The organism is Pseudomonas sp. H1_A03 (assembly GCF_054685145.1).
This window is the reverse complement of the sequence record NZ_CP162829.1, coordinates 4341740-4365471: the sequence shown is the minus strand read 5'-3', so window position 1 is coordinate 4365471 and position 23732 is coordinate 4341740. Positions and strand designations below refer to the sequence as shown.

The following is a 23732-nucleotide window of genomic DNA, read 5'->3' as shown; positions in this document are numbered from 1 at the left end:
GTCGATCAAAAAACGTGGGAAGCGCTGACTACGAGGCCGCGCTGCGACACAGTTGGAGCGTCTGCATGACCACCTGGCTCTGGCCGGTCACGCTCAAGGCGGTACCGGCGATGCCGGCTTCACGCCGGATGACCGCGAGCAACTGCAAGCCGGCGCCATCCATTTCCGTGACCTCAGACAGGTCCAGTTCCAGGCGGGGTGCCGCGCCCATCTGCGGCAGCAGCGCCCCCGCCAGTTCCGCTACGGTGTAGATCGTAAGCTCGCCGTCAATGCGCACGTGGGCAGTGTCGTCGACTGTTTCAGTGGTTATCGGCATGGGAGCCTCCCCGGCGCCGGGATCAAGGCAGGATCAGTTTAGACACGGCTGCCAACATCTGCGCAGGCTGGAACGGCTTGACCACCCAGGCCTTGGCGCCAGCGGCCTGGCCCTCGGCCTTCTTCGACTCCTGGGACTCTGTGGTCAGCATGATGATCGGGGTGAACTTGTAGTTGGCCAGCTTCTTGACCTCCTTGACGAAGGTGATGCCGTCCATGTTGGGCATGTTCACGTCGCTGATGATCAAGTGCACTTTCTGCCCGGTCAGCTTGCCCAGGGCATCCTTGCCGTCGCTGGCCTCGATGACGTCGTAACCGGCGCTTTTCAAGGCGATGCCGACCACTTGCCGCACGCTGCTGGAGTCGTCGACCACTAATACATTCTTCGCCATGATGTGCTCCTAAAAGAAGGTGATGTCTTGAGAATTCTGCTGCACGGCCGCCTCTCCATGATGGAGGCGCCGTTGCTCGTCGGTGGCGTAGGTGGCTTCCATGCGCGCCAGCCATTGGCGGGCGTCGACGGCCAAGGCCTGGTCCGGGGCCCGGCTGGCCTGCAGGAGGTGCTCATGCAGGGCGTGCATGTTGTCTCGTACGTGGCTGAGGATCTGGCTGACCCGGTCCTGGAATTGCAGGTTCACCAACACTTCGGTCATCTCATCCCGGATGCCGTAGCTTTCCTGCTTGAGCAGGTCGGCGGATTCGGCCAGGCGCCCGGTGATGTTCTGGAAGCGTTCGAGCACCACTTGAATACTGTTTTCGGACTCGGCCACCGAATGGCTGTCCTGGTCGGCACTGCTGGACGCGGCCTGGACCAATTGCGTAATGGCGCTATTGATGATGTCAACCTTGGCCGACATCTGCTGGCCGGTTTCACTGGATTTGCTCGACAGGCTGCGCACCGCGTCGGCCACCACCGCAAAGCCGCGACCGGCCTCACCGGCACGTGCCGCTTCGATGGCTGCGTTGAGGGCCAGCAGGTTGGTTTGTGCGGCAATCGCCGCCACATCAGCGGCCATGGTGCGCAGTTCGCCAGTGTAGGCGGTCAGGCTGCGGACCTGGGCCAGGGTTTGGTCACGGCTGCTTTGAGTGGCCTTGAGCGAATTGATCACCTGGCTCAGTTCACTGTCACTGCGGGCCAGCGCCTCAAGCGCCCCGTCGGCGGCGTCGCCATCCAGTTCACCAGCAGCGTGCTGCGAGGCTTGTACCGTTTCCTGCAAGCGCGCGGCGATCCCGGTAAACCGGTTAGCCAGGCTCACAATCGCTTCTTCGGTCTGATGGCGCGAGCTTTCCACCTGCTTGGCCCAGATCGGCATGGCGCCCAGCAACACCTCATCGAGCTGTGTCCGGGAGGCCATGCCGGTGCGCGCCGCGTCGGCGTCGGCCAGATCCGCCTGCGCCCGCGCAACGCCCAGCTGTACTGCGTCACGCTGCGAACTCGCGCTCCAGGCGCAGGCACCGAGGCCGATCAGCACCAGTACCGCGCAGGCCGCCAGATTGGCCGCAGAGGTTGATTGCACGAGTGTCCAAATCACGGCCGGTACGACTGGAATGAAAGCGAACCAGCGAAAACGCGGATGACCGGGAGGGGTGATGCGGATAGATTGGCGCGGGGTCATGGGTTCGATCCTTGAACTTTGTTGCGGATATAAACGACATAGGAGTTATCTGCCCTGTGCGTAACAACTTTAGATATCCAATGTGCCTTCCGTCTGGTTTCTGCCAGATTTCAACCAGGTCCCAAAGCATGTTTTTTTGAACGAGCATCCATTAGCCTCTGGACTGGGATCGTGGGAGGTCGAGGCGGCGAGACTAGGGATGTCGAGGAGACCAGGTCTATAAACATCAATCGATGAACAGTCGCGTTAACTTTTAGAGCATTGAGCCAGTAATCTCAGGCTCGTCAGTAGTTTGCAACGCAGACCCACCCAATAAATTGTGGAGGTGACAGGATGGATAGGAAGCAGACTGTAGAGGTCAGTCAGGACATTGATGCGTCAGTTTGGCGAACGGCCAATTGGCTGAACAAGCCGAGCTTTTGCCAAGCCTTTACTGACGGCACCTTGGAGGTGGTTACCGGTTCACAAACCGACTTCTGGCGTGAAACGCACTACGGATTCATACGCGACAGCGGACATTTCTTAGGGTTTGCAACATCAGGAGGCTTTACGGCTCAGGTCAGAGTTAACGCCGATTTTCGCGAGCTCTATGATCAGGCGGGCATTATGGTCAGGCTCAATGAGGAGACTTGGCTCAAGGCAGGGATAGAATATAACGATGGAATGCCAATGATCAGTAGCGTCCTGACCAAAGGCCGGTCGGACTGGGCGCCTAGCTGCTTCACCGGTAACCCAAATGATTTTTGGCTTCGCTTAACCATTTCCGATGGAGCGCTACGCTTGCAGTATTCAACGGATGGCGTGACTTGGCCATTGCTCAGGCTTGCACCATTTCCAGAAGCGCAAAGCTATACAGTTGGCCCCATGTGCTGCACACCGGAACGGCAAGGGTTGCGGGTAAAGTTTTCTGAATGGTCTTTGAGTCAGCCTATCGGGAAAGACCTGCATGATTTGAGCTAGCCAATATGCCGAGCATACAAGTCAAGCAAGGAAGTCCCGCAACGGAAACCCCGCACGATTAGCGCTCATCGGCCAGAAGTGCCCAGCGCTCGTGATCGCACCAGACCCCGGCGATCTGAAGGTATTTCGGAGAAAACCCCTCTTTCTGAAATCCGAGACGTTTGACCAGAGCTATTGATCGCACATTTTCAGGTTGAATATTGGCTTCGATACGGTGAAGCCCTAACTCCTCAAAGGCATACATCGTTGTCAACTCGACCGCCTGGGACATTCTTCCAGTCCCAGCAAACGAGACCATGCCCCAGTAGCTGAGATAGGCGTTTTGAAATCCTTTATAGAAGATCTGGCTTAGATGGGTGACTCCGACAATGTGGCCAGATTCTCTATCGCGGGCCACTAGCCCAACGCTTGCGCCTATGATTTGAGCCGAATACCACTCCTCGAACCCCGCAGCGGTTGTGAACGGCTGTACCCAGCAGCCATGATATTCCCGGCTTTCCCGATTTGCGTGTAGAAGCTCGTCAACATCTTTGCGCGTTACCCGGGCAAGCTTAACGTCTGACATTTCCATACTATCTTTTTTCCAGAGATTTCATTGCGGTGGAAACCGTCAATACGGGGCCACCGCAACCAAAAGACGTTATACGCCTGCTGGTCTGAATCAGCGGCGCAAGAGACGGTCTAGAACCAAGAGCGCAACTGCACCAATTGCAAGTGCGGCAACCGGTTTCTCTTTAACAAACGTAGATACGCTGTCCAGTGCATCTCCATAAGTTTGGGTCAGTTGACCGGCAGCTTGGCGTCCAGCGCCTTCAGCTTCAAGCTTCGAATCACCAAACAGTTTCCCGACGACACTCTGTGCCTTCCCAGCAACTTTTTCTGCAACACCTTCTACTTGTTCACGCTTCATAAATCACCAAATCTTTGCGAGTAAGTGGGTATATCCAGGTCAACCTGAACGAGAGGTCATCTGCACTGCTTTAGGGGGATGAGCACCTTGATAAGTTCAACGTTGATGAGCATCGAAAGAGGCATCGCCTCAATCGAACCCCTCCCGGCAAGATGGGTCTGCTCTTGTATCACTCTTGGGAATAGATCCAATGTCCACGCAACACAGCCTTGTAGTACTCGCTCGCGGCGGATACGCCGCTCGGGGCGTGCTTTATTTGATCATCGGTATCTTCGCGCTGCTGGCAGCACACGATTCGACAAAACCGAAGGACAGCCATAAGAGCCTGGAAGCCTTGCTAGGCCAGCCGTTCGGCTATTTTTTGGTTGGGCTTGTGGTGGCAGGTCTGCTCGCTTTTGCAGGTTGGCGTGTCCTGCAAGCGACGCGTGATGTCGATCATCACGGCACAGAACTCAAGGGTTTGGTTATTCGAGCGGGCCTGTTTTCCGGAGGTGTCGTCAACGGTGCTTTAGCGTTTTTTGCACTCGGCCTCCTCATGAGCGGCATTCGAAGCTCGGGCAATTCCGGAGGGCAAACCAAAGATTGGCTGGCGCATCTGTTGTCTTGGGAGTACTCGAACGTGTTGGTGTACCTGATCGCCCTCCTTCCACTTGGCGTTGGAGTGGCTCACATCATTAAGGGATGGAAGGCGTCGTTCGAGAAATACTTTAATGCCGATGAAGATGTCATGCGCTACGTCCGGCCAGTGTCTCGGTTCGGTCTCATGGCACGTGGCGTCGTGTTTATAGAAATTGCGCTACTACTGGCAGTCAGCGGTTCTACCTATCAAGCCATGGACCCACCTGGTATGAAGGAAGCGCTCGACGCGCTCCAGAACCTTCCGGGTGGATGGTTGATTTTGATGGTGATGGCCTTGGGGCTGATTGCTTTCTCGGTTTACAGTTTTTCTGAAGCGTTTTGGCGCAGGATAAATATGGATGTGCCAGGAGTACCGAAAGCGTAGGTTATGCAAATCCTGAATGGCCCCAACGCTCGAATGGCGTTAGCATCCTGCCCATTGGGTTTAACGATCAGGGTCGTACTGTGGAAAAGCTAAATCGCCTTCAAAGCGGAATCGAAGGGTTGGATGTCCTCCTCAAGGGCGGACTGGTCGCTGGGGCCTCCTATATCATTCAGGGTCGCCCTGGGTCCGGCAAAACCATTCTGGCCAACCAGCTTGGGTTCCACCATGCGCGCAACGGCGGGCGTGTCTTGGTTGCCACGCTGTTGGCCGAGTCCCATGACCGGCTGTTCCAGTTCCTGTCGACCTTGAGCTTCTTTGACGCAGCCCGGGTGGGCGCGGAAATTCAGTTCGTCAGCGCGTTTGACACACTGGAAAACGAAGGTCTTGATGAAGTGGTCAAGCTGCTACGGCGCGAAATCAGCCGGCAGAAGGCCACGGTCTTGGTCGTAGACGGTTTACTCAACGCCCGCTCCAAAGCCGACTCCCCGATCGATACCAAGAAATTCATTTCTGAACTGCAAGGTCACGCCGCCTTTGCCGGTTGCACCGTCCTGTTCCTGACCAGCTCGCGATTGGATGACGGTAGCCCCGAGCACACGATGGTCGACGGTGTAATCGAAATGGGTGAGGAGTTGTTCGGTACGCGTTCGGTCCGGCGTATTCAATTGCGCAAGACCCGAGGCAGCGGCGCCCTGACCGGCCTGCATGAGTGTGAAATCACTGACGACGGCCTGATGGTCTATCCGCGCCTGGAAAGCCTCTATAGCTACCCGTCTTCACACGACAACGCCGACCTCACGCGTATCCCCAGTGGCATCGGGTCGTTGGATGACATCCTGAATGGCGGCCTGCACCGCTCCAGCGTCACGCTGGTGATGGGGCCATCAGGGATCGGCAAGACCACCTTGGGCCTCAAGTTTCTGGCTGAATCAACGGTAGAGTCGCCGGGCCTGCACTTTGGTTTCTATGAAAGCCCGCAGCGCTTGCGCCTGAAAGGCGAATCGTTGGGCATCGATATAAAGCAGCTGGAAGACAGTGGCGCGCTGACGATCGCCTGGCAACCGACTACCGAAGGTTTGCTCGACGGGCTGGGTGCACGCTTGTTGCGCGTGGTCGAGGAGAAAGGCATCAAGCGTCTGTTCATCGACAGCTTGAGCGGGATGACCCGCGTGTCGAATAACCCCGCGCGCATCACCGACTTCTACAGCGCTCTGATGAACGAGCTGCGTGCCAGGGGCGTCACGGTATTTGCATCCATCGAGATCCACGACCTTGTCGGCTCCGAGGTCAGCGCGCCCGCCTCTGAACTGTCCAGCATCGCCGACAACCTGATGCTGATGCGCTTCCAGGAAATTCAACTTGAACTAAAGAGGACGCTTTCCATTCTTAAAGTGAGAGACAGCTTCTATGACACCTCATTGCTGGAGGTGGTCGTCCGTGACCAAACCGTTGAACTGAGAAAGGTTTCCCGACATGCATCCTCAGTTCCCGCACACTCTGCGCTACCAGGCTCAGCATCATAAGTACTTGGTTAGGTTGAATTGACATGTCCACCATCCTTGTCGTCGACGACGAATACTTGATCGCCGATATTCTCGGCTATGCGCTGGAGGATGAAGGATTCATGGTCGTGAAGGCCGGTAATGGTCGCAAAGGCCTTGAAGTGCTGGAGCGGGAACGGCCAGCGTTGATCATTACCGACTTCATGATGCCCGTTATGGACGGACTCGAGTTCGCAACGGCCGTACGTGCGCTGCCGTCGCTCAATCACTTGCCTATTATTCTGGTGAGTGGTGCGCAAGCCCATGTCGGCATGGAAAGATCAGACTTGTTTGATGCTGTGCTGGATAAGCCCTTCAAGATTGATTTGATCATCGCCGAAGTACGGCGCCTGTTGACCCCAGCTTGAATGCCGAACCTTTGGCAGGTGTCGGCGATGCGGCGACAGCGCCCTCCTCCTGCCTGCGCGCTTATCAGGCTGGATGGGCGCTCTAGTTGATCAAAACTGCGTAATCACAGTGACACCGGCAACTTCGAACCTGTCCATATTCATTAACGCGTCTATGGACTGTTCCAAGCTGATGGTGCGCCCTATCAGTCGCTGCGGAGACAGTTTTCCGGACTTGATCATCGCAAACATCGCATCGTACCGGTGAGCCTGCATACCGTGGCTGCCCAGGATCTCAAGTTCCTTGGCGATCACAGTGCTCATGGGCACGATGGGCGTGTTATTACCGCCCAGCATCAAGCCAACCTGGACGTGCTTGCCGCGTTTGCGCAGGTTGCTAATGGAGTTGAAGCACGTCGTCGGGTGTCCCAGGGCATCCAGGGACACATGCACCCCGCCGCCGCTGATTTCCATCACGGCGCCCACTACATCATCGACTTGACTGGCATTCACAGTCACCGCCGCACCCAGCGACTGAGCCAGATCAAGCTTGTCCTGGGCAATGTCGATCGCGATCACATTGGCGCCCAATGCATTGGCGATCATCACGGCGGATAAACCCACGCCACCACAGCCGTGCACCGCCACCCATTGGCCTGCGGTGGTTTTGCCTTGATCCACGACCGCTCGGAACGACGTGACAAAACGGCAACCCAGACTGGCGGCGGTGGCATATTCCATAGCGTCAGGCAGGGCAACCAGATTGAGGTCTGCCTGATGAATCGATACGTATTCGGCGAACGACCCCCAGTGCGTGAAGCCGGGTTGAAATTGGCTGTCACAGACTTGCTGGTGACCCGCATTGCACTGTGGGCAGGCGCCGCAGCCACCCACGAACGGAACGGTGACGCGATCGCCGATTTTCCACCTCACAACGTCCTTGCCCACCGCCTCGACAATGCCCGCCAATTCATGCCCGGGCACATGCGGCAGCTCGATGTCCGCATCGTGCCCGACCCACCCATGCCAATCGCTCCGGCACACGCCGGTGGCCATTACTTTTACGACGACGCCATGTGCTTCCGGTGCCGGGTCGGCAACCACCTGCAGCGTGGGCGGTGCTGAAAATGCTTCGTAGACCACGGCCTTCATAGAACCCCCTTAATTTGAAGTGTTCATTCATTATGCGTTGATCTTATGAATTTACCTTTCTTATAAAGGCGCCATTACAGTAAGTTCTGCAAGAAACTGATTTGGCCTGCGGGTCTGCTGAAAGGATCTTTCACTGTGGAAAAACTCGATAAAGTCGACCTTGAAATTGCCGACCGTCTACAACGGGATGGAAAGCTGTCCAATGCGAAATTGGCCGAGCAATTGGCGATGAGCGAGGCCTCCTGCTGGAGGCGGCAAAAACGGCTTGAAGAGTCTGGGGTCATCGAGGGTTTTCAGGCGGTACTCAATCGTCGCAAACTCGGTATCGGCGTCATGGCGTTCGTACAGATCGCGTGTACCCAGCATGGCGAAGATGTAACCGCGCAGTTCGAAGCGATCATTCTGGACAGCCCGAATGTGCTCGCCTGTTACAACACCACAGGAGAAGCCGACTTCCTGTTGCAGGTCGTCGCTAAAGACCTTGATGACTACAGCCGATTCGTCGAGAAAGTGCTGCGCAAGCTACCAGGCGTGTTCAACATCCGCTCAAATATCTCGCTGCGCGAGATGAAGGTGATCAACCGTTTGCCGCTGCTTTGAAGAGGCCGTATGCGTTAAACGCATACGCCTGCCTTAAACGTCATAATCCCCTGTTTCCTGGCGTGTTAATCTCGCACCACCACGAATAGACATTGATCGTCACTCGACGATGACCAGAACCAGGAAAGAACATGCCGAAACTCTCTCACTCAGCCTTGCGCCGCAAATTCCGTGAATTGCTAGCCACCCCAACGTGCGTTGAAACCGCCTCCGTATTCGACCCAATGTCGGCGCGTATCGCCGCCGACCTGGGTTTCGAAGTCGGCATCCTTGGTGGCTCAGTCGCTTCGTTGCAGGTACTGGCCGCACCCGATTTCGCGCTGATCACCCTGAGTGAGTTTGTTGAACAGGCCACCCGCATCGGTCGCGTCGCCCAGTTGCCGTACATTGCCGACGCTGACCACGGCTACGGTAACGCGCTGAACGTAATGCGTACTGTCGAAGAACTTGAGCGCGCCGGTGTGGCCGCGTTGACGATTGAAGACACATTGCTGCCGGCGCAATTTGGGCGTAAGTCCACCGACCTGATCTCCATTGAAGAAGGCATCGGCAAGGTGCGGGCTGCACTGGAGGCGCGGGTTGATCCAGAGTTGTCGATCATTGCGCGGACCAACGCAGGTGTGTTGCCGACCGAAGCGGTCATCGAGCGGACCCTGGCTTATCAGAAAGCCGGTGCCGATGGGATTTGCATGGTGGGTGTGGCTGATTTCGAGCACCTGGAGAAGATCGCGGAGAACCTGACGGTGCCGCTGATGCTGGTGACGTATGGCAATCCTAAGTTGAATGACGCCCAGCGGCTGGCCAGCCTCGGTGTGCGCGTAGTCGTTGCCGGCCACGGCGCTTACTTTGCCGCGATCAAGGCTACCTACGACAGCTTGCGTGCCCAGCGCCAGTTGACCCATAGCACCGACAACCTCAGCGCCACCGAGCTGACGCACACGTACACGTTGCCGGAAAGCTACGTGGCGTGGGCTGAAGAGTTCATGGACGTAAAAGAGTAAGACTCAAGCCCGAACGAGGGGACATCGGTCCCTTTTCGTTCAGGTTAAGAACCGATTACCCGCCTGCGGTAACCCCAGGTTCTCCTGTTTAATTGCCCTCCTCCTACCGCCCTTGTTGCATCTGGTCAGCATTGCTTCGCGCTGTCCCCACAAAAGACAAGTCGACATAACTACTCAGGCGCTGGGCCTTTGCGCGCCGTATCCAGCGGCTTTTTCCGTATCAATCTCAACCTTTTCCGACATCGAACGCTGTTCGCTTTCGAGTAAGGTCACGCCGGCTGGAAAGCTGACCGATAAGGCGCTAGCGCCGGAACGGCTGGGGCAACGATCTCGACGCGTTCCGCAGGGCGTTTCGGACATCCATGGCCAGTGGTCGCAAAACAGGCGGCTTCCTGGAATAGCCGTCAATTATCTATAAAAAAGGAGAGTTTCATGCCCCCGGAACACCGCGAAAGCGATCCCGGCACCGGCCACGGCCACGGCCATAGCGATCATTTACCGCGATCAACGCTGATTATTCCTCAGATAGACCTTCCTTTCTCCTGTCCGCCACCCCGCACCGACAGCGCTCATTTGCGCGCGCATGCTCTCGCCTGGGCCCAGCGCTACGGTTTGATCGGCCGCCGCGGTGCACATCGTCTGAGCACCACTCCACTGCTCGAACTGGGGATAGCGCTGTGCGGGGAAGCGCCCACGCATCGGGCCGAGATCCTGGTGTGCTGGTATCTGTGGGCACTCATTCTCGATGACCGCATCGACGACGGGCCATGGGCGGAAAACGGTACGTTGGCGTGTTTCGTCAGTGCGGTGCGGGCCGTCACCGAGCAGAACAGTGCTGACCTGTCGGGTGACAAGAACCGATTTGACGACCCCATGCTCGTTGCCCTGGTCGATGATCTGTGGCCACAGACCCGGTACTTGGGTGACGAGCGTTGGCGACAAAGGCTCGTGCGGCATTTGATCCGGCATCTGCATGCGCAGGCGACGCTGGTACGAATGCGCGAAACCGACACGACGCTCACATTGGCCGAGTATCTGCCGCTGCGTCGGGACTCGTTTGGCGCGCTGTTCTTCTTTGATCTGATCGATGGGGCCGAAACGCTCGACCCCTACCAGCCTTCAGCCGACATCGAAGGGTGGAACAGGTTACGCGAACACAGTGCCGACATTATTGCCTGGACGAACGATATCCATTCGATTGCCAAAGATGTGGTGTGTGGTGAGCGCTTCAATCTAGTCTCGATACTGGCGGGCAGCGCTGGCCTCGATTGGCCAGCCGCAATCGAATCCGCCCATCAGATGGTAAATACGGCGGTCGCGCAGTTCACCACTGTCGCCACTCGGCAGGCAGATCAACCGCCGTTCGCCGCGAACCACCCGGATCGGCTGCGACACATTGTGCGGGCGGCGGGCGATTGGCACCGTAGCGTTTCCCGGTATCACCTGCATGCCAACGATTCCGCGGCGCAGGCCGGCCGGCAAGTGGACCTGAATCTCACCCCGCCGACCCTCAAGTCCCGACAGTTCGAAATCGACCCCTACCCCTTGTATGAGCGTTTGCGTACCACACTACCGATTGTCTACGACGAGCCCACCGATGTGTGGCTGGTCAGTCGCCATGTGGATGTCAAAGCCGCACTCACCCATCCAGCGGTGAGCAGTAATAACTACGCTTGGCAGATCGGACCGCTGCTGGGACACACGCTAGTCGCCATGGACGGCTGCGAACACACTCAGCACCGGGCGTTGCTCACCCCAGCATTTCGCAGCAAAACACTCGCCGTGCTCGAAACCTCCATCATCTCGGTCACCACCGATCTGCTCGAACGCATGCGCGGCCGCTCCCAGGTGGAACTTATTGAAGATTTCACCACCGCACTGCCGGTGCGGGTGATGGCCAAGGTGCTGGGTCTTCCGGCTGAAACCTGCGAGGAGGTGACGCAGCTAAAGAACTGGTGTGCCATCGGCTTCGCTTATATGGGTAACTATCGACAGGATCCTTCACTGTTGACCGGTGGGTTATCCAACCGAGACAGTTTCTACGACTTCATCCAGCCACACATCGACGCCCGCCGTGCGGAGCCGAAAGACGATTTGATCTCGCAACTCCTGGCAGCCTGCATTGACGGTCAGCCGTTGTCCGAGACGTTCGTGAGGGCCTACTGTGCGATCCTCATGACAGCGGGCAGCGAGACCAGTCACGGCGCGCTGGCCAATCTCATCGTCAACCTGTTGAGCGAGCCAGGCCTCAAGGATGCGGTGATGGCCAATCCAGAGTTGATGGACGATGCGCTCGCCGAAACCCTGCGACGTAACCCTCCGCTGCAGCTCATATTGCGAGAGGCCCGTGAAGCGTTGGAACTGCCGTCCGGAACGATTCCTGCTGGCGCGACCCTGGCTTGCCTGATCGGTTCGGCCAACCGTGATCCGGACCAATTCACCGACCCGGACACCTTCAATATGGCTCGCGGCAATCAGTCGACCAGTCACTTCGCTTTTGGCGCGGGGCGTCACTTCTGCCTGGGATCGCTGCTGGCACGGATGGAAATCACGATCGGCGCTCGCCTGCTGCTGCAGACCTATCCAAACGTACGCTGGTCGCCGGGCTTTCAGCCCATCGAGCGTGGGTTCCTCAACCGCGGGCCCGATCGACTGGAGGTCTCACTATGACCGCTATCGACGCCGCCGAGGCGCCCGACTACACCAGCAGCTATCTCGGTGATCGGCACGACGGCCAATTGGAACGGCTGCGCACCCTGGAATATGTCTTTGACCCGTTGAGCTACACGGTTTTTGATCAGCTTGAGCTGCCGGCCAAGCCCGCTATCCTCGATCTGGGCGCTGGCGCTGGATCGTTCGCGGGTTGGCTGACCCAGCAATATCCTGATGCGACGGTCACGGCCACCGACATCGATACCCGATTCCTGACTGGTTTACCCGGCATTCGGGTGCTCTCCCATAATGCGGCAACCGAGGATTTCCCTGCTGCCTCCTTTGATGTCGTGCACGCACGGGCGCTGCTGTGTCACCTCAATGAGCGCGAAGATGTATTGACGCGAGCGATCACTTGGCTGCGCCCTGGTGGCTGGTTGGTAATCGAAGACATGAGCCTGCAACCGAGCTTGAACACTGCGCACCCGCTGTTCCGCAAAGTGGCCCAGGCCGGCATCGCGCTGCTGGAGCAGTCCATCGGTTCCGACATGCTTTGGGCCGATACCCTCCCCGACCAATTACGTGCCCTTGGACTCGCGAAAGTTACGCACCGCACCGTCGAAGGCCGAATCGGCGACAGCAGCCCAGCCGATACCTTCTGGGCGTCAACCACTGCACAGGCAGGGCCAGCGCTGCTGAAACTCGGGCTACTCACCCAGGAAGACCTGAATGCCATGGCCAACCTGCGTGCGGATCCAGCGTTTACCGACGCAGCGATGACATTAGTCAGCGCCTGGGGACAAGTCCCCACTCTTGAGTAAAAGGCATAGCACTGAAGGACATACAAAATGACCCATAATGTGGTGTTAGTTGACGCACAGGACGTAGAAATCGGTGTTTGTGACAAACGCGTCGCCCACTTGGGGGCGGGACAGCGCCATCGCGCATTTTCGGTACATTTGATCGACAGCGCGGGGCGTCATCTGCTCCAACGGCGTGCCGCAGGCAAAATGCTGTGGCCAGGCTTCTGGTCGAATGCCTGCTGCAGCCATCCAGCCCCTGGCGAGAGCATTACGGATGCCGCGTCTCGTCGCCTGCGCGAGGAACTGGGCATTTCTGCCTCCTGCCGCGTTCTCTATAGTTTTGAATACCATGCGCACTTTGGTGAAATCGGTGCGGAACACGAATTGTGCCATGTGCTGGTTGCCCAATCTGACGCTAAGGTGTTGCCGGCTACCGAAGAAGTCAGCGAGATCAAGTGGCAGACCCGCGCTGAAATATCAGCCCAACTTTCATCGGCACAGGCCCCATTCACGCCGTGGTTCCGGATGGAATGGCAGCGCCTTATATCGGAGCACCCTTCGTTTGATACGCCCGCCTTGCAGGCGTGAAAAATCCGCCGCAGATTCTGCGGCGGCAACCTCTACCGCCCCCTCGACACCGGCAGCGCCAAGGCTGGCGCGATCAATAAGGGGTGCCCTGACCAAAGCCCCCCTCACCACAACCCCCCCTTCTCCACATCAGCCCATCCAACCCACGGCGGTCTTGGGAATCACTTCCGACTCGTCCAGCTTCGACGCAAACATGCTCACGGCCTGCACCGCATCACTGGTGCTGGTGCGAATCTGCAGGATGACCGAGCCCGCCTGATCCGCCAGGTTGACACCGCGTTGGGCGCCTTCCTGGGTGGCGTTCATGCTGGTGACGGCGTCACGGGTTTCCGAGAGGATCATGCCGATCATCTCAGCGATTTCCGCCGTGGAACGGCTGGTGCGCCCGGCCAGTTGCCGCACTTCATCGGCCACTACCGCAAAGCCGCGCCCTTGATCGCCCGCACGTGCCGCTTCGATGGCCGCGTTGAGCGCCAACAGGTTGGTCTGGTCGGCGATACCGCGAATGGTATTGACGATGGCGGTGATCTGCTCCGAACGATCGCCCAGTTGCCCGACCAGTCGCGCAGAAGCGCCAATGTTGTCGGCGATGCGGCGCATCTCGCTGGCGGTCTCCTGGATCACCTGGGTGCCATGCTCGGCAAAACGCTCGGTTTCGGACGAAATATGGTAGGCCCGTGAAGCACCACGGGAGTCTTCCTCGAACTTCTCCACACGCTCGGTGATATCGCTGGCGAACTTGACGATCTTGACCAACTTGCCGTCGCCGTCGTAGACCGGGTTGTAACTGGCTTCCAGCCATACCACCCGGCCATGTTTGCCCAGGCGCTTGAATTGCCCGGTGAAAAATTCGCCGTTGTTCAGGCGACGCCAGAAGTCGGCATATTCACTGCTGTTGACCAGGGTCGGTTCGCAAAACAGGCGGTGGTGTTTGCCTTTGAGTTCCGCCAGCGAATAACCCATCACGTTCAAGAAGTTGGCGTTCGCGTCCAATACGTTGCCGCCGAGGTCAAACTCGATCACGGCCATTGCCCGGTCCAGCGCGACCAGTTTGCTGGAAGTGGCCGCTTCCTGCTCCACTTTGGCGGTGACGTCCAAGGCGTACTTGACCACTTTCAGCACCTGGCCGCGTTCATCCAGGACCGGGTTGTAGCTCGCTTCCAGCCAGACCGTCTTGCCATTGGCATCGACGCGCTTGAAGGTGCCTGATACAAACTTGCCGGCTTTCAAATCACTCCAGAATTGGCTGTACGCTGCACTGCTGGTCAGCGCCGGCAAGCAAAAGTCGCGGTGGGATTTGCCGCTCAATTGACCCGCGCTGTAGCCCAGGGTCTTGAGAAAGTTATCGTTGGCCCGCAGCACCTTGCCATTGAGGTCGAATTCGACCACGGCCATGGAGCGTTCCAGTGCGACGATCAGTCCTTTGTACTCAGTGGATTCGGCCGTCCTGGCCGCCAGTTCGGTTTTGAGTGTTTTGTTGAACATGACGTACCCTCAGCCGCGCGGAAAAACTAATCTCTTGATTGGCTATCGGCTGGGAAATACGCGACTTGACGCGGCAAAAATGTTTATTTTCTGGCGCCAGATAATTGCTGCAGCCCCCGTCATTCAAGGCTTTGCGTCGAGCAGTGCCAACCGCTCGCGCATGCCGGCGCTGGCTGCAGGGCCAGCCTGCAACACGCACTGGTCCAACGGCACCACACGCCCTTCGGCATTTGCAAACATCGGCTGCACCGGCCTGCCCGTTTCGCGCTCCACCAACTCGACACTGGCGCCCTCCTCGGCGTAATGCCGATTGCCCCAGGCCACCAGTGACATCAGCACCATACGGAAATCCTCACCCTTGGCCGTCGGCACATATTCATGGCGCGGCGGGCGTTCGCTGTAGGCCCGGCGTTCGAGCATGCCCGCCGCCACCAACGCGTTGAGACGGCGTGTGAGCATATTGGGCGCGATGCCCAGGCTGCGCGAGAACTCATCGAACCGGCGCAGGCCCTGCAATGCGTCACGCATGATCAGGATGCTCCACCACTCCCCTACCCGTTCAAGGCTGCGGGCGATGGGGCATTCGTCGCGGGTGAGGGACTTGCGTTGCATGGCGGTAACCTGTGGATGAGTACAAATGTGCGTGACGCCATGTTACTTTCATGATGATAGTGACGTCCATAGGGTCTGTTCCCTCAACGCAACTGGAGTCGATTGATCATGAATAAACGCATCGTTGTGACAGGCATGGGCGCACTGACGCCGCTGGGCGCTGACGTGGAATCCACTTGGCAACGCCTGTTGGCCGGGCAGTCGGGCATTCGTCGCCTGCCGGAGGCGTTGATTGGAGACTTGGCCGTCAGCATTGGCGGCCAGGTGCAAAGCGTGCAGCAGGACCCGGAAGCCGGGTTTGATCCTGATCGGCTGCTGGCGGCCAAGGAGCAACGCAAGATGGACCGCTTTATTTTGTTCGCACTGGCAGCGGCGGATGAAGCACTGAAGCAAGCCGGCTGGGCACCGAAAACACCTGAAGAGCAAGAGCGCACTGCCACCATCATTGCCTCAGGCGTGGGCGGCTTCCCGGCGATTGCCGATGCTGTGCGCACCACCGACAGCAAAGGCCCGCGGCGGTTGTCGCCGTTCACTATTCCCTCCTTTCTGAGCAACATGGCGGCCGGGCATGTGTCGATCAACTGCGGGTTGAAAGGCCCACTGGGTGCCCCGGTGACCGCTTGTGCGGCGGGTGTGCAGGCCATTGGGGATGCAGCGCGGATGATTCGCGCCGGTGAAGTCGACGTGGCGGTGTGCGGCGGTGCCGAAGCAGCGATCCATCGGGTCAGCCTGGCGGGTTTTGCGGCAGCGCGGGCGTTGTCCAGCGACTTCAATGACACACCTGAACGGGCCTCGCGGCCATTCGACCAGGCGCGTGACGGTTTCGTCATGGGCGAAGGCGCCGGCATCCTCGTCATCGAGGCGCTGGAACATGCCCTGGCGCGGGGTGCACAGCCGATTGCGGAGTTGGTCGGCTACGGCACCAGCGCCGACGCCTATCACATGACGGCCGGCCCTGAAGACGGCGATGGCGCACGGCGGGCGATGGTGCAGGCACTGCGCCAGGCCGGAATCCAGGCGGCTGAGGTGCAGTACTTGAATGCCCACGCCACGTCGACGCCAGTGGGTGACAAAGGTGAATTGGCCGCGATTAAAACGGTGTTCGGCGCCAACGGCAGCCTCGCAATAAGCTCGACCAAATCCGCTACCGGCCACCTGCTGGGGGCTGCGGGTGGCATCGAAGCCATTTTCACCGTACTGGCCCTGCGCGATCAGATCGCCCCGGTCACCCTCAACCTGCAAAACCCCGACGCCCTCGCCGATGGCCTGGACCTGCTGCGCGGTGAAGCCCGGCCAATGGCGATTGAATACGCACTGTCCAACGGCTTCGGTTTTGGCGGCGTCAATGCCAGTGTGCTGTTCCGCCGCTGGGCGTAGTTTGCCCCTGCTGTCGTTTTCGAGGACCATGGGCGCCTTTCTGAACCTGCCAACGCGAGGCGCCCATGGCCAACCACGACCTGCACTACACCCCTGACCCAGATGCCGACTCGATTTCATCGGATGTGATCGGCTTCAACGGCATCCTGGTGTCCACCCAGATCCCGACCCGCGCCGATGGCAGCCTGGAACTGGGCGACATCACCCTGCAAAGCGAATGCACCCTGCAAGCCTTGAAAGTCGCGCTGCAAAAGGCCGGCAGTTCCATGGATCGGGTGATGCACTTGACCATCTACCTCACCGACATGGCCGATCGCGCCGCCTTTAATGAGGTCTACAAACGCTTCTTCGCCAAGCCCTGGCCCGTGCGCGCGGCGGTGGGTGTGGCTGCGTTGGCGGTAGAAGGCATGCGCGTTGAAGTCACCGCAATGGCCGCCAAGGCCTAAGCCGAACTCGGTCAAAAATGTGGGAGCGGGCTTGCTCGCTCCCACATTCGATTGGGTTTGCACCCTCTAAACATGGGACGCATAGGCCGCCAGCCCTGCGGTAGGTGCCCGCCCAGCGTTTCACAGCTACAATGCGCGCCTCAACCGTGACAAGCCTGACTAAAAAAACTATGTCCTTGCCCAAGCATCACCTCGAATTGCTCAGCCCTGCCCGTGATGTCGCCATTGCGCGCGAGGCCATCCTGCATGGCGCCGACGCCATCTACATCGGCGGCCCGAGCTTCGGCGCGCGCCATAACGCCTGTAACGAAGTGAGTGAGATCGCTTCCCTGGTGGAGTTCGCACGCCGCTACCACGCGCGCGTGTTCACCACCATCAACACCATCCTGCATGACAACGAACTGGAACACGCGCGCAAGCTGATCCATCAGCTCTACGACGCCGGCGTCGATGCGTTGATCGTGCAAGACCTGGGCGTGATGGAACTGGATATTCCGCCCATCGAGCTGCACGCCAGCACCCAGACCGACATTCGTACCCTCGGCCGCGCCAAGTTCCTCGACCAGGCCGGTTTCTCGCAGCTGGTATTGGCCCGTGAGCTGAACCTGCAGGAAATCCGCGCCATCGCTGATGAAACCGATGCGGCCATTGAGTTTTTTATCCACGGCGCCTTGTGCGTAGCGTTCTCCGGGCAGTGCAACATCTCCCACGCGCAAAATGGCCGCAGCGCCAACCGTGGCGACTGCTCCCAGGCCTGCCGCCTGCCGTACACCTTGAAGGATGACCAGGGCCGCGTCGTGGCGTTTGAAAAGCACCTGCTGTCGATGAAAGACAACAACCAGAGCGCCAACCTGCGCGCCCTGGTCGAGGCCGGCGTGCGCTCGTTCAAGATCGAAGGCCGCTACAAAGACATGGGCTATGTGAAGAACATCACCGCCTATTACCGCCAGCGCCTCGACGAGATTCTTGAAGACCGCCCGGACCTGGCTCGCGCGTCCAGCGGCCGTACGGCGCATTTCTTCCTGCCCGACCCGGAAAAAACCTTCCACCGTGGCAGCACCGACTATTTCGTCAGCGACCGCAAGATCGACATCGGCGCCTTCGACACCCCGACGTTTACCGGCTTGCCGGTGGGTGTGGTGGAAAAAGCCGGCAAGCGCGACTTGCAGGTTGTCACCCATGAGCCGTTGTCCAACGGCGACGGCCTCAATGTGCTGGTCAAGCGTGAAGTCGTGGGTTTCCGCGCCAACATCGCCGAGCCTAAAGGCGAGTTCGAGGAAGACGGCGAGAAACGCTACCGCTACCGCGTCGAGCCGAACGAAATGCCGGCCGGCCTGCATCAACTGCGCCCGAATCATCCGCTGAACCGCAACCTGGACCATAACTGGCAGCAGGCCTTGCAAAAGACCTCCGCCGAGCGCCGTATCGGGCTGGCGTGGGCCGCGCGCCTGCGTGAAGAGCAGTTGGAAGTCACCGCCACCAGCGAAGAAGGCATCAGCGCCAGCGTCACCCTGCCCGGCCCGTTCGGCGTGGCCAACAAGCCGGAACAGGCGCTGGACACTCTGCGCGACCTGCTCGGCCAGTTGGGCACCACCGAATACCACGCGACGGACATCCAGCTGGATGCACCGCAAGCGTTCTTCATCCCCAACTCACAGCTCAAGGCACTGCGCCGCGAAGTGATTGAAGCGCTGACCGCCGCACGCATCGCCGCTCACCCGCGCGGTGGCCGCAAAGCCGAGACCTCGCCGCCGCCGGTGTACCCGGAAGCACACCTGTCGTTCCTGGCCAATGTGTACAACCAGAAAGCCCGCAACTTCTACCACCGTCACGGTGTGAAACTGATCGACGCCGCCTTCGAAGCCCACGAAGAAACCGGCGAAGTGCCGGTGATGATCACCAAGCACTGCCTGCGTTTCTCGTTCAACCTGTGCCCTAAACAGGCCAAAGGTGTCACCGGCGTGAAGACCAAGGTAGCGCCGATGCAGTTGATCCATGGCGATGAAGTGCTGACCTTGAAGTTCGACTGCAAGCCGTGCGAGATGCACGTGGTGGGCAAGATAAAGGGGCACATCCTCGGTCTGCCGCAGCCGGGCAGTGCGGTGGAGCATTTCAACCCGGAAAACATCATCTTTCAGGGCACGCACTGATCCATCGCCAATATTGGAAACAGCTTGTAGTGAGCGGGCTTGTCCCGCGCTGGGCTGCGAAGCGGCCCCAATAAAAAAACCGCGTTCTTCCAGGTAGAACACGGTGTCTGATTTTAGGGCCGCTTCGCAGCCCAGCGCGGGACAAGCCCGCTCACTACAGGCCAGCGCCAGCCGCGCTGCAGGCCGGCAGCCGCCAGCAGAATCGCCACGACCCCCAGCCATTGCAGCCAGCCCAGGCGATGCCCGAAAGCCATCCAATCGACGAAGATCGCTGCAATCGGATAGATAAACGACAGTGCTCCGGTGATGGCCGTCGGCAATTTCTGGATCGCGCCATACAGCAACACATACATCAAGCCGGTGTGCACCACGCCAAGCGTTACCAGTGCGGCCCAGGCGTCTGGCGCCGTTGGCAGGCTGTTCCAGGGCACTAAAGGCGCCAGCAGCACCGCCCCGGTTGCGACTTGGATCAACGCCATCAAATGCGGCGGTACCTCTTTCAAGCGCTTGATGATCAACGCCGCAATCGCATACAAAAACGCTGCGCCCAACGCCAGCGCGATACCCACCAGGTAATCTGCGCCGCTGCTCTGTTGATCGCCATGGGCGGTAACAATCGCCAACATCCCGAGAAACGCCACGCTCAGCCACGCAAGCTTCTGCACGGTGATCTTTTCACCCAGGAACACCGCCGCCAACATCACCAACATGAACGGCTGCACGTTGTACACCGCCGTACTGATGGCAATTGACGCGTGGGAATAGGACTCAAACAGCAACAACCAATTACCGACAATCGCCACGCCACTGAGCATGGCCAGCCCGACCTTGGCCCAGCTGAGCAGGTCCAGGCGCAAGTACCCGAGCAGCGCGCACACCAGCAACAGTGTCAGCCCGCCGATCACGCAGCGCCAGAACACCACTTCGATCACCGACACGCCAGAGACCAATACAAACCAGCCAATGGTGCCCGAGATCAGCATGGCGGCGACCATTTCCCACGACCCGCGACGGATGGATGTGTCCATGATTAAGGCTCCTCAAGTGAGGCTCAATTATGGCAATCTGCTTGAGAGCGGCTCCAGTGACTAAAAAAGGTCAAACACCTGGATAGCCTTTACTTATTAGGCGGACCCCATGATTGACACCATCGACCAGCAACTGATCGCCGCTTTGATGGACGACTCACGCCTGTCGCTCAAGGCCTTGGCCGGCATTACCGGGCTGTCTTCGCCCAGTGTTGGCGAGCGTTTGCGGCGTCTTGAAGAGCGCGGCGTGTTGACCCACTACACCGTGGATATCGACCCCAAGCATTTTGGCTATCTGTTGCAGGCCATCGTGCGCATTCGCCCGTTACCCGGCAAGTTGCAGGAGGTGGAGCGCCAGATCCAAGCGATCCCCGAGTTCACGGAGTGCGACAAGGTCACGGGCGAGGATTGTTTTATTGCGCGGCTGCATGTGCGCACCATGGATCATCTGGACAGTTTGCTTGACCGGCTTAACGCCTATGCGGAAACCAACACGGCCATCGTCAAGAAAACCCCGGTGAAACGGCGTTTGCCACCGCTGGGGGATTAACACGGCAGTTCTAATGTGGGAGCTGGCTTGCCTGCGATTGCGATCTGCCAGTTGATACTTGCATTGCTGACCCACCGCTATCGCAGGCAAGCCAGCGCCCACAATTCGAACGGCTTCGTTTATTCGTGCAGCGTTTTGGCCGCTACCAGCAAGCCTCGGAACTTGCGGTACCGCGCTTCCAGCACCGGCCGCTGCGTGGCATCAGGCAAATACCTCGCCTTCACCGGCATCCCCGCCTGCAACAACGCCTCCCCCTGCCCGATCGCCAGGAACCCCAGCTTTGCCGCACCGATGCACGCACCCAACTCACTGCCGTGCAAGGTGAAGATTTCCCGCTGCAGGATATTCGCCAGCAACTGCGCCCAGTATTCGCTGCGCGCCCCGCCCCCCACCAGGGCGCAGGCACCGACATTCGCACCCGCCGATTGCACGGCGTGCAAGGCATCGAGCAACCCGAAGCCCACACCTTCCATCACCGCGTAGCCGAGCATGGCGGGCGTGCAGTCATGGCCCAGGCTCATGAATCCACCGCGCAGCAACGGATCGTTATGGGGGGTACGTTCACCGGCGAGGTACGGTAGAAACAGCGGTGTGTTCAAAGGCACAGGCTGCCCTATGGGCAACTGCAGTTGCACGTGGTCCAACAACGTTTGCTCATCCGCCATGCCGGTCAGCCGCGTCACCCAGCGCAAGCAACTGGCACCGGCCAGCATCGCGCCCATGGTGTACCAACGGTTGGGCAACGCATGGCAGAAGCTGTGCACGGCACTGGCTGGGTTGCCGGCAGCGTGGTCAGTGATGGCGACAATCGCCGCGCTGGTGCCGAGGGTGATGAAGCCATCGCCTGCGTTGATCGCACCGATACCCACGGCGGCCACCGGATTATCGCCACCGCCGCCAGCAATCACTACGTCAGTCGACAGCCCCAGCTCGGTTGCCGTCAAACCCGCACTCGCGGCGCCGCCTTCGACCAACCTGGGCATCTGTTCCGGCACAAGGCCCGTCGCGCGCAGCATCGGGGCGAACCACTCACGCTGTGCCACATCCAGCCACAACGTCCCGGCAGCGTCGGACATCTCGCTGATATGCTCGCCACTCAGGCGCAAACGCAGGTAGTCCTTGGGCGACAACACGCAGTCGATGGCCTTGAATACCTCAGGCTCATGCTGTTGCAACCACAGCAATTTCGGCGCCGTGAGCCCGGCCATGGGCAGGCTGCCCGTGACGTCGGCAAACCCCGCCCCCAACTGTTCAGCCTCAGCGATCGCGCGCGAATCGTCCCACAGGATTGCGGGATACAACACGCGGTTGTCCTCCCCCAACAACACAGCACCGTGCATTTGCCCGGACAGGCCGATACACGCCACACGCGCAAACGCCTCGTGCGCACGCAGTTGCCCCAACGCCTGCACACACGCCTGCCACCAATCTTCCGGCGCCTGCTCGGACCAGCCGCTGTGGCGCCGCGACACACTCAGACGCACGCCGGCGTGGGCCAGCACCCTACCGTCGAGGTCCATCAGGATGGCCTTGAGTTCTGAGGTGCCGAGGTCTATTCCGAGGGAAACAGGAAGGTTCATACGTGGTTTTCCAATCAACTACAGCCACATGAGTCACGCCATTGCAGGGTTGGCGCCAGGCGCACGCTCTGGGGCGGTGCCGTGGGCGAAGCCATGCGTTGCAATAACAGGCCGACAGCGCGAGCGCCGAGTGCCTTGACCGGCTGAGCGATCAAGGTCAGGCGCGGCACGAAAAAGTCCGCCCAGTCAAAATCATCAAAGCCGACCAAGGCCATCTGCCCCGGCACGGCGATGTGTGCGTCACGCAGCGCGTGCATGGCGCCGAGGGTCATCAGGTTGTTGCCGGCCATGATTGCCGTGGGCGGCGCGGCCAGGCCCAGCAACTGCGCCGTGGCCTGGCGTGCCGGCTCTGTGTTGGAGCCGCCATTGACCAACAGCTGTGGATCAAACGCCAGCCCCGCCACGTGCAACGCCGCGCGGTAACCGGCCACTCGCTCATCGGTGGTGCTGAACCCCTCGCGTCCGGCGATAAAGCCAATGCGGCGGTGACCATGGGCGATCAGATGTTCAATAAGGGCCTGGGTGGGCTCGGCGTTGTCCACCCCGACCTGGTCAAACTGCTCGCTCATCATGCGGTCCACCAGCACCGCTGGAATCTCGTTGGCGCGCAGGTACTCCAGCGCCTTGGAGCCGTTCGAGGGTGCCAGCACAATCCCGTCGACCCGCCGATGATGCAGCGCCGTGACCACCCGCAGCTCCTGCTCCGGGTCGTCGTGGGTGTCGACAAACAGCATCATGTAGCCGTGTTTGGCGCATTCGGTTTCAATCGCGTGCACCGTTTCACTGAAGTAGTGGTTGGACAGCGCCGAGATCGCCACGCCAATCGTGCTTGTACTTGACCGGGCCAGCGAGCGCGCCAGGGTGTTGGGGATGTACCCCAGCGCCTGGATTGCCTGCTGCACCGCTTGCACCGTGGCCGGGCTGACCTTGCGGGTACCGTTCAACACATGGGACACCGTCGATGTCGACACCCCCGCCCTGCTTGCGACGTCATCCATGGTGACCACGGCGCTGTT

General features: G+C 59.4%; 23 protein-coding genes and 2 pseudogenes. 13 read left to right on the top strand and 12 right to left on the bottom strand.

Translation table 11 applies throughout. The features are described from left to right. Positions 1-28: 28 nt before the first annotated feature. From AB4O35_RS20330 to AB4O35_RS20320, 3 genes are read right to left on the bottom strand one after another with little or no spacing between them, the layout of a single operon-like run. On the bottom strand, positions 29-316 hold the full coding sequence (locus tag AB4O35_RS20330) for an STAS domain-containing protein (protein WP_065873102.1): 288 nt from the start codon (positions 314-316) through the stop codon (positions 29-31). A gap of 22 nt (positions 317-338) precedes the next feature. Beyond that, positions 339-707, bottom strand: coding sequence for a response regulator (locus AB4O35_RS20325; RefSeq protein ID WP_065873103.1), 369 nt, complete (start codon positions 705-707; stop codon positions 339-341). 9 nt (positions 708-716) lie between these two features. Further along, entirely contained in the window at positions 717-1628 is a 912-nt protein-coding gene (locus tag AB4O35_RS20320; RefSeq protein ID WP_256534136.1) for a methyl-accepting chemotaxis protein, read from the bottom strand. A 636-nt stretch (positions 1629-2264) separates the two neighbouring features. Here AB4O35_RS20320 and AB4O35_RS20315 point away from each other — a divergent pair. Next, on the top strand, positions 2265-2891 hold the full coding sequence (locus AB4O35_RS20315) for a DUF1349 domain-containing protein (RefSeq protein WP_065945969.1): 627 nt from the start codon (positions 2265-2267) through the stop codon (positions 2889-2891). Between the two features lie 58 nt (positions 2892-2949). Here the strand turns inward: AB4O35_RS20315 and AB4O35_RS20310 are convergent, their stop codons facing one another. Both AB4O35_RS20310 and AB4O35_RS20305 read right to left on the bottom strand, forming a co-directional pair. Then, positions 2950-3462, bottom strand: coding sequence for a GNAT family N-acetyltransferase (locus AB4O35_RS20310; protein WP_202895314.1), 513 nt, complete (start codon positions 3460-3462; stop codon positions 2950-2952). A gap of 90 nt (positions 3463-3552) precedes the next feature. Next, complete coding sequence (locus tag AB4O35_RS20305; RefSeq protein WP_065873105.1) at positions 3553-3801, bottom strand: CsbD family protein; 249 nt, start codon at positions 3799-3801, stop codon at positions 3553-3555. 190 nt (positions 3802-3991) lie between these two features. On the opposite strand from AB4O35_RS20305, the gene AB4O35_RS20300 reads away from it, so the two are divergent. From AB4O35_RS20300 to AB4O35_RS20290, 3 genes are all read left to right on the top strand, one after another. After that, positions 3992-4804 (top strand): DUF1206 domain-containing protein, encoded by an 813-nt coding sequence (locus AB4O35_RS20300; RefSeq protein WP_065873106.1) that lies wholly within the window; start codon positions 3992-3994, stop codon positions 4802-4804. Positions 4805-4884: 80 nt separating this feature from the next. Next, positions 4885-6327 carry an ATPase domain-containing protein gene (locus AB4O35_RS20295; RefSeq protein WP_065880508.1) on the top strand — a complete coding sequence of 481 codons (1443 nt, stop codon included), beginning with the start codon at positions 4885-4887 and terminating at the stop codon, positions 6325-6327. Between the two features lie 23 nt (positions 6328-6350). Next, entirely contained in the window at positions 6351-6713 is a 363-nt protein-coding gene (locus tag AB4O35_RS20290) for a response regulator (RefSeq protein WP_065873108.1), read from the top strand. Between the two features lie 90 nt (positions 6714-6803). Here AB4O35_RS20290 and AB4O35_RS20285 read toward each other — a convergent pair whose 3' ends face one another. Further along, complete coding sequence (locus AB4O35_RS20285) at positions 6804-7844, bottom strand: zinc-dependent alcohol dehydrogenase family protein (RefSeq protein WP_065880507.1); 1041 nt, start codon at positions 7842-7844, stop codon at positions 6804-6806. A gap of 135 nt (positions 7845-7979) precedes the next feature. On the opposite strand from AB4O35_RS20285, the gene AB4O35_RS20280 reads away from it, so the two are divergent. The 5 genes from AB4O35_RS20280 (at position 7980) to idi (ending at position 13488) form a co-directional block, all read left to right on the top strand. Next, complete coding sequence (locus tag AB4O35_RS20280) at positions 7980-8444, top strand: Lrp/AsnC family transcriptional regulator (protein ID WP_065873110.1); 465 nt, start codon at positions 7980-7982, stop codon at positions 8442-8444. 131 nt (positions 8445-8575) lie between these two features. Next, a complete protein-coding gene (locus AB4O35_RS20275; protein ID WP_065873111.1) occupies positions 8576-9445 on the top strand; it encodes an isocitrate lyase/PEP mutase family protein in 870 nt (289 codons plus the stop codon). Between the two features lie 432 nt (positions 9446-9877). Beyond that, positions 9878-12115 (top strand): cytochrome P450, encoded by a 2238-nt coding sequence (locus AB4O35_RS20270; RefSeq protein ID WP_065890995.1) that lies wholly within the window; start codon positions 9878-9880, stop codon positions 12113-12115. Next, entirely contained in the window at positions 12112-12918 is an 807-nt protein-coding gene (locus AB4O35_RS20265) for a class I SAM-dependent methyltransferase (RefSeq protein WP_065873113.1), read from the top strand. The genes AB4O35_RS20270 and AB4O35_RS20265 overlap by 4 nt, the downstream gene beginning before the upstream one ends. 27 nt (positions 12919-12945) lie before the next feature. Next, on the top strand, positions 12946-13488 hold the full coding sequence (gene idi, locus AB4O35_RS20260) for an isopentenyl-diphosphate Delta-isomerase (protein ID WP_065873114.1): 543 nt from the start codon (positions 12946-12948) through the stop codon (positions 13486-13488). 129 nt (positions 13489-13617) lie between these two features. Here the strand turns inward: idi and AB4O35_RS20255 are convergent. The 3 genes and pseudogenes from AB4O35_RS20255 to AB4O35_RS20245 form a co-directional block, all read right to left on the bottom strand. Beyond that, positions 13618-14094: pseudogene (locus AB4O35_RS20255) on the bottom strand (methyl-accepting chemotaxis protein); the annotation flags it as partial. 111 nt (positions 14095-14205) lie between these two features. Then, a pseudogene (locus tag AB4O35_RS20250) lies at positions 14206-14883 on the bottom strand (PAS domain-containing protein); the annotation flags it as partial. A 213-nt stretch (positions 14884-15096) separates the two neighbouring features. Then, positions 15097-15585 (bottom strand): winged helix-turn-helix transcriptional regulator, encoded by a 489-nt coding sequence (locus tag AB4O35_RS20245; protein WP_065945970.1) that lies wholly within the window; start codon positions 15583-15585, stop codon positions 15097-15099. Positions 15586-15693: 108 nt separating this feature from the next. On the opposite strand from AB4O35_RS20245, the gene fabF reads away from it, so the two are divergent. The 3 genes from fabF (at position 15694) to AB4O35_RS20230 (ending at position 19558) form a co-directional block, all read left to right on the top strand. Next, the gene (gene fabF, locus AB4O35_RS20240) at positions 15694-16962 is read left to right on the top strand and encodes a beta-ketoacyl-ACP synthase II (RefSeq protein WP_065945971.1); all 1269 of its coding nucleotides are present in this window, start codon (positions 15694-15696) and stop codon (positions 16960-16962) included. Between the two features lie 65 nt (positions 16963-17027). Beyond that, on the top strand, positions 17028-17408 hold the full coding sequence (locus tag AB4O35_RS20235) for a RidA family protein (RefSeq protein ID WP_065945972.1): 381 nt from the start codon (positions 17028-17030) through the stop codon (positions 17406-17408). 170 nt (positions 17409-17578) lie between these two features. Further along, positions 17579-19558 carry a peptidase U32 family protein gene (locus AB4O35_RS20230; RefSeq protein WP_065873119.1) on the top strand — a complete coding sequence of 660 codons (1980 nt, stop codon included), beginning with the start codon at positions 17579-17581 and terminating at the stop codon, positions 19556-19558. 113 nt (positions 19559-19671) lie between these two features. Here AB4O35_RS20230 and AB4O35_RS20225 read toward each other — a convergent pair whose 3' ends face one another. Further along, complete coding sequence (locus AB4O35_RS20225; protein WP_065945973.1) at positions 19672-20586, bottom strand: DMT family transporter; 915 nt, start codon at positions 20584-20586, stop codon at positions 19672-19674. A gap of 109 nt (positions 20587-20695) precedes the next feature. On the opposite strand from AB4O35_RS20225, the gene AB4O35_RS20220 reads away from it, so the two are divergent. After that, a complete protein-coding gene (locus AB4O35_RS20220) occupies positions 20696-21136 on the top strand; it encodes an Lrp/AsnC family transcriptional regulator (RefSeq protein ID WP_049708345.1) in 441 nt (146 codons plus the stop codon). A 119-nt stretch (positions 21137-21255) separates the two neighbouring features. On the opposite strand, the gene xylB is transcribed toward AB4O35_RS20220, so the two are convergent. Both xylB and AB4O35_RS20210 read right to left on the bottom strand, forming a co-directional pair. Beyond that, positions 21256-22716, bottom strand: coding sequence for a xylulokinase (gene xylB / locus AB4O35_RS20215; RefSeq protein WP_065945974.1), 1461 nt, complete (start codon positions 22714-22716; stop codon positions 21256-21258). Positions 22717-22730: 14 nt separating this feature from the next. Continuing rightward, entirely contained in the window at positions 22731-23723 is a 993-nt protein-coding gene (locus AB4O35_RS20210) for a LacI family DNA-binding transcriptional regulator (protein WP_065873122.1), read from the bottom strand. Positions 23724-23732: the final 9 nt, after the last annotated feature.

Bases quoted from the DNA above. Each gene is read 5' to 3' on its own strand.
- AB4O35_RS20310 (WP_202895314.1), bottom strand. From the start codon at position 3,462: ATGGAAATGTCAGACGTTAAGCTTGCCCGGGTAACGCGCAAAGATGTT.
- AB4O35_RS20285 (WP_065880507.1), bottom strand. From the start codon at position 7,844: ATGAAGGCCGTGGTCTACGAAGCATTTTCAGCACCGCCCACGCTGCAG.
- AB4O35_RS20270 (WP_065890995.1), top strand. From the start codon at position 9,878: ATGCCCCCGGAACACCGCGAAAGCGATCCCGGCACCGGCCACGGCCAC.
- AB4O35_RS20220 (WP_049708345.1), top strand. From the start codon at position 20,696: ATGATTGACACCATCGACCAGCAACTGATCGCCGCTTTGATGGACGAC.
- AB4O35_RS20315 (WP_065945969.1), top strand. From the start codon at position 2,265: ATGGATAGGAAGCAGACTGTAGAGGTCAGTCAGGACATTGATGCGTCA.
- AB4O35_RS20290 (WP_065873108.1), top strand. From the start codon at position 6,351: ATGTCCACCATCCTTGTCGTCGACGACGAATACTTGATCGCCGATATT.
- xylB (WP_065945974.1), bottom strand. From the start codon at position 22,716: ATGAACCTTCCTGTTTCCCTCGGAATAGACCTCGGCACCTCAGAACTC.
- AB4O35_RS20320 (WP_256534136.1), bottom strand. From the start codon at position 1,628: ATGCCGATCTGGGCCAAGCAGGTGGAAAGCTCGCGCCATCAGACCGAA.
- AB4O35_RS20230 (WP_065873119.1), top strand. From the start codon at position 17,579: ATGTCCTTGCCCAAGCATCACCTCGAATTGCTCAGCCCTGCCCGTGAT.
- AB4O35_RS20325 (WP_065873103.1), bottom strand. From the start codon at position 707: ATGGCGAAGAATGTATTAGTGGTCGACGACTCCAGCAGCGTGCGGCAA.
- AB4O35_RS20305 (WP_065873105.1), bottom strand. From the start codon at position 3,801: ATGAAGCGTGAACAAGTAGAAGGTGTTGCAGAAAAAGTTGCTGGGAAG.
- AB4O35_RS20245 (WP_065945970.1), bottom strand. From the start codon at position 15,585: ATGCAACGCAAGTCCCTCACCCGCGACGAATGCCCCATCGCCCGCAGC.
- fabF (WP_065945971.1), top strand. From the start codon at position 15,694: ATGAATAAACGCATCGTTGTGACAGGCATGGGCGCACTGACGCCGCTG.
- AB4O35_RS20225 (WP_065945973.1), bottom strand. From the start codon at position 20,586: ATGGACACATCCATCCGTCGCGGGTCGTGGGAAATGGTCGCCGCCATG.
- AB4O35_RS20275 (WP_065873111.1), top strand. From the start codon at position 8,576: ATGCCGAAACTCTCTCACTCAGCCTTGCGCCGCAAATTCCGTGAATTG.
- AB4O35_RS20300 (WP_065873106.1), top strand. From the start codon at position 3,992: ATGTCCACGCAACACAGCCTTGTAGTACTCGCTCGCGGCGGATACGCC.
- idi (WP_065873114.1), top strand. From the start codon at position 12,946: ATGACCCATAATGTGGTGTTAGTTGACGCACAGGACGTAGAAATCGGT.
- AB4O35_RS20235 (WP_065945972.1), top strand. From the start codon at position 17,028: ATGGCCAACCACGACCTGCACTACACCCCTGACCCAGATGCCGACTCG.
- AB4O35_RS20330 (WP_065873102.1), bottom strand. From the start codon at position 316: ATGCCGATAACCACTGAAACAGTCGACGACACTGCCCACGTGCGCATT.
- AB4O35_RS20265 (WP_065873113.1), top strand. From the start codon at position 12,112: ATGACCGCTATCGACGCCGCCGAGGCGCCCGACTACACCAGCAGCTAT.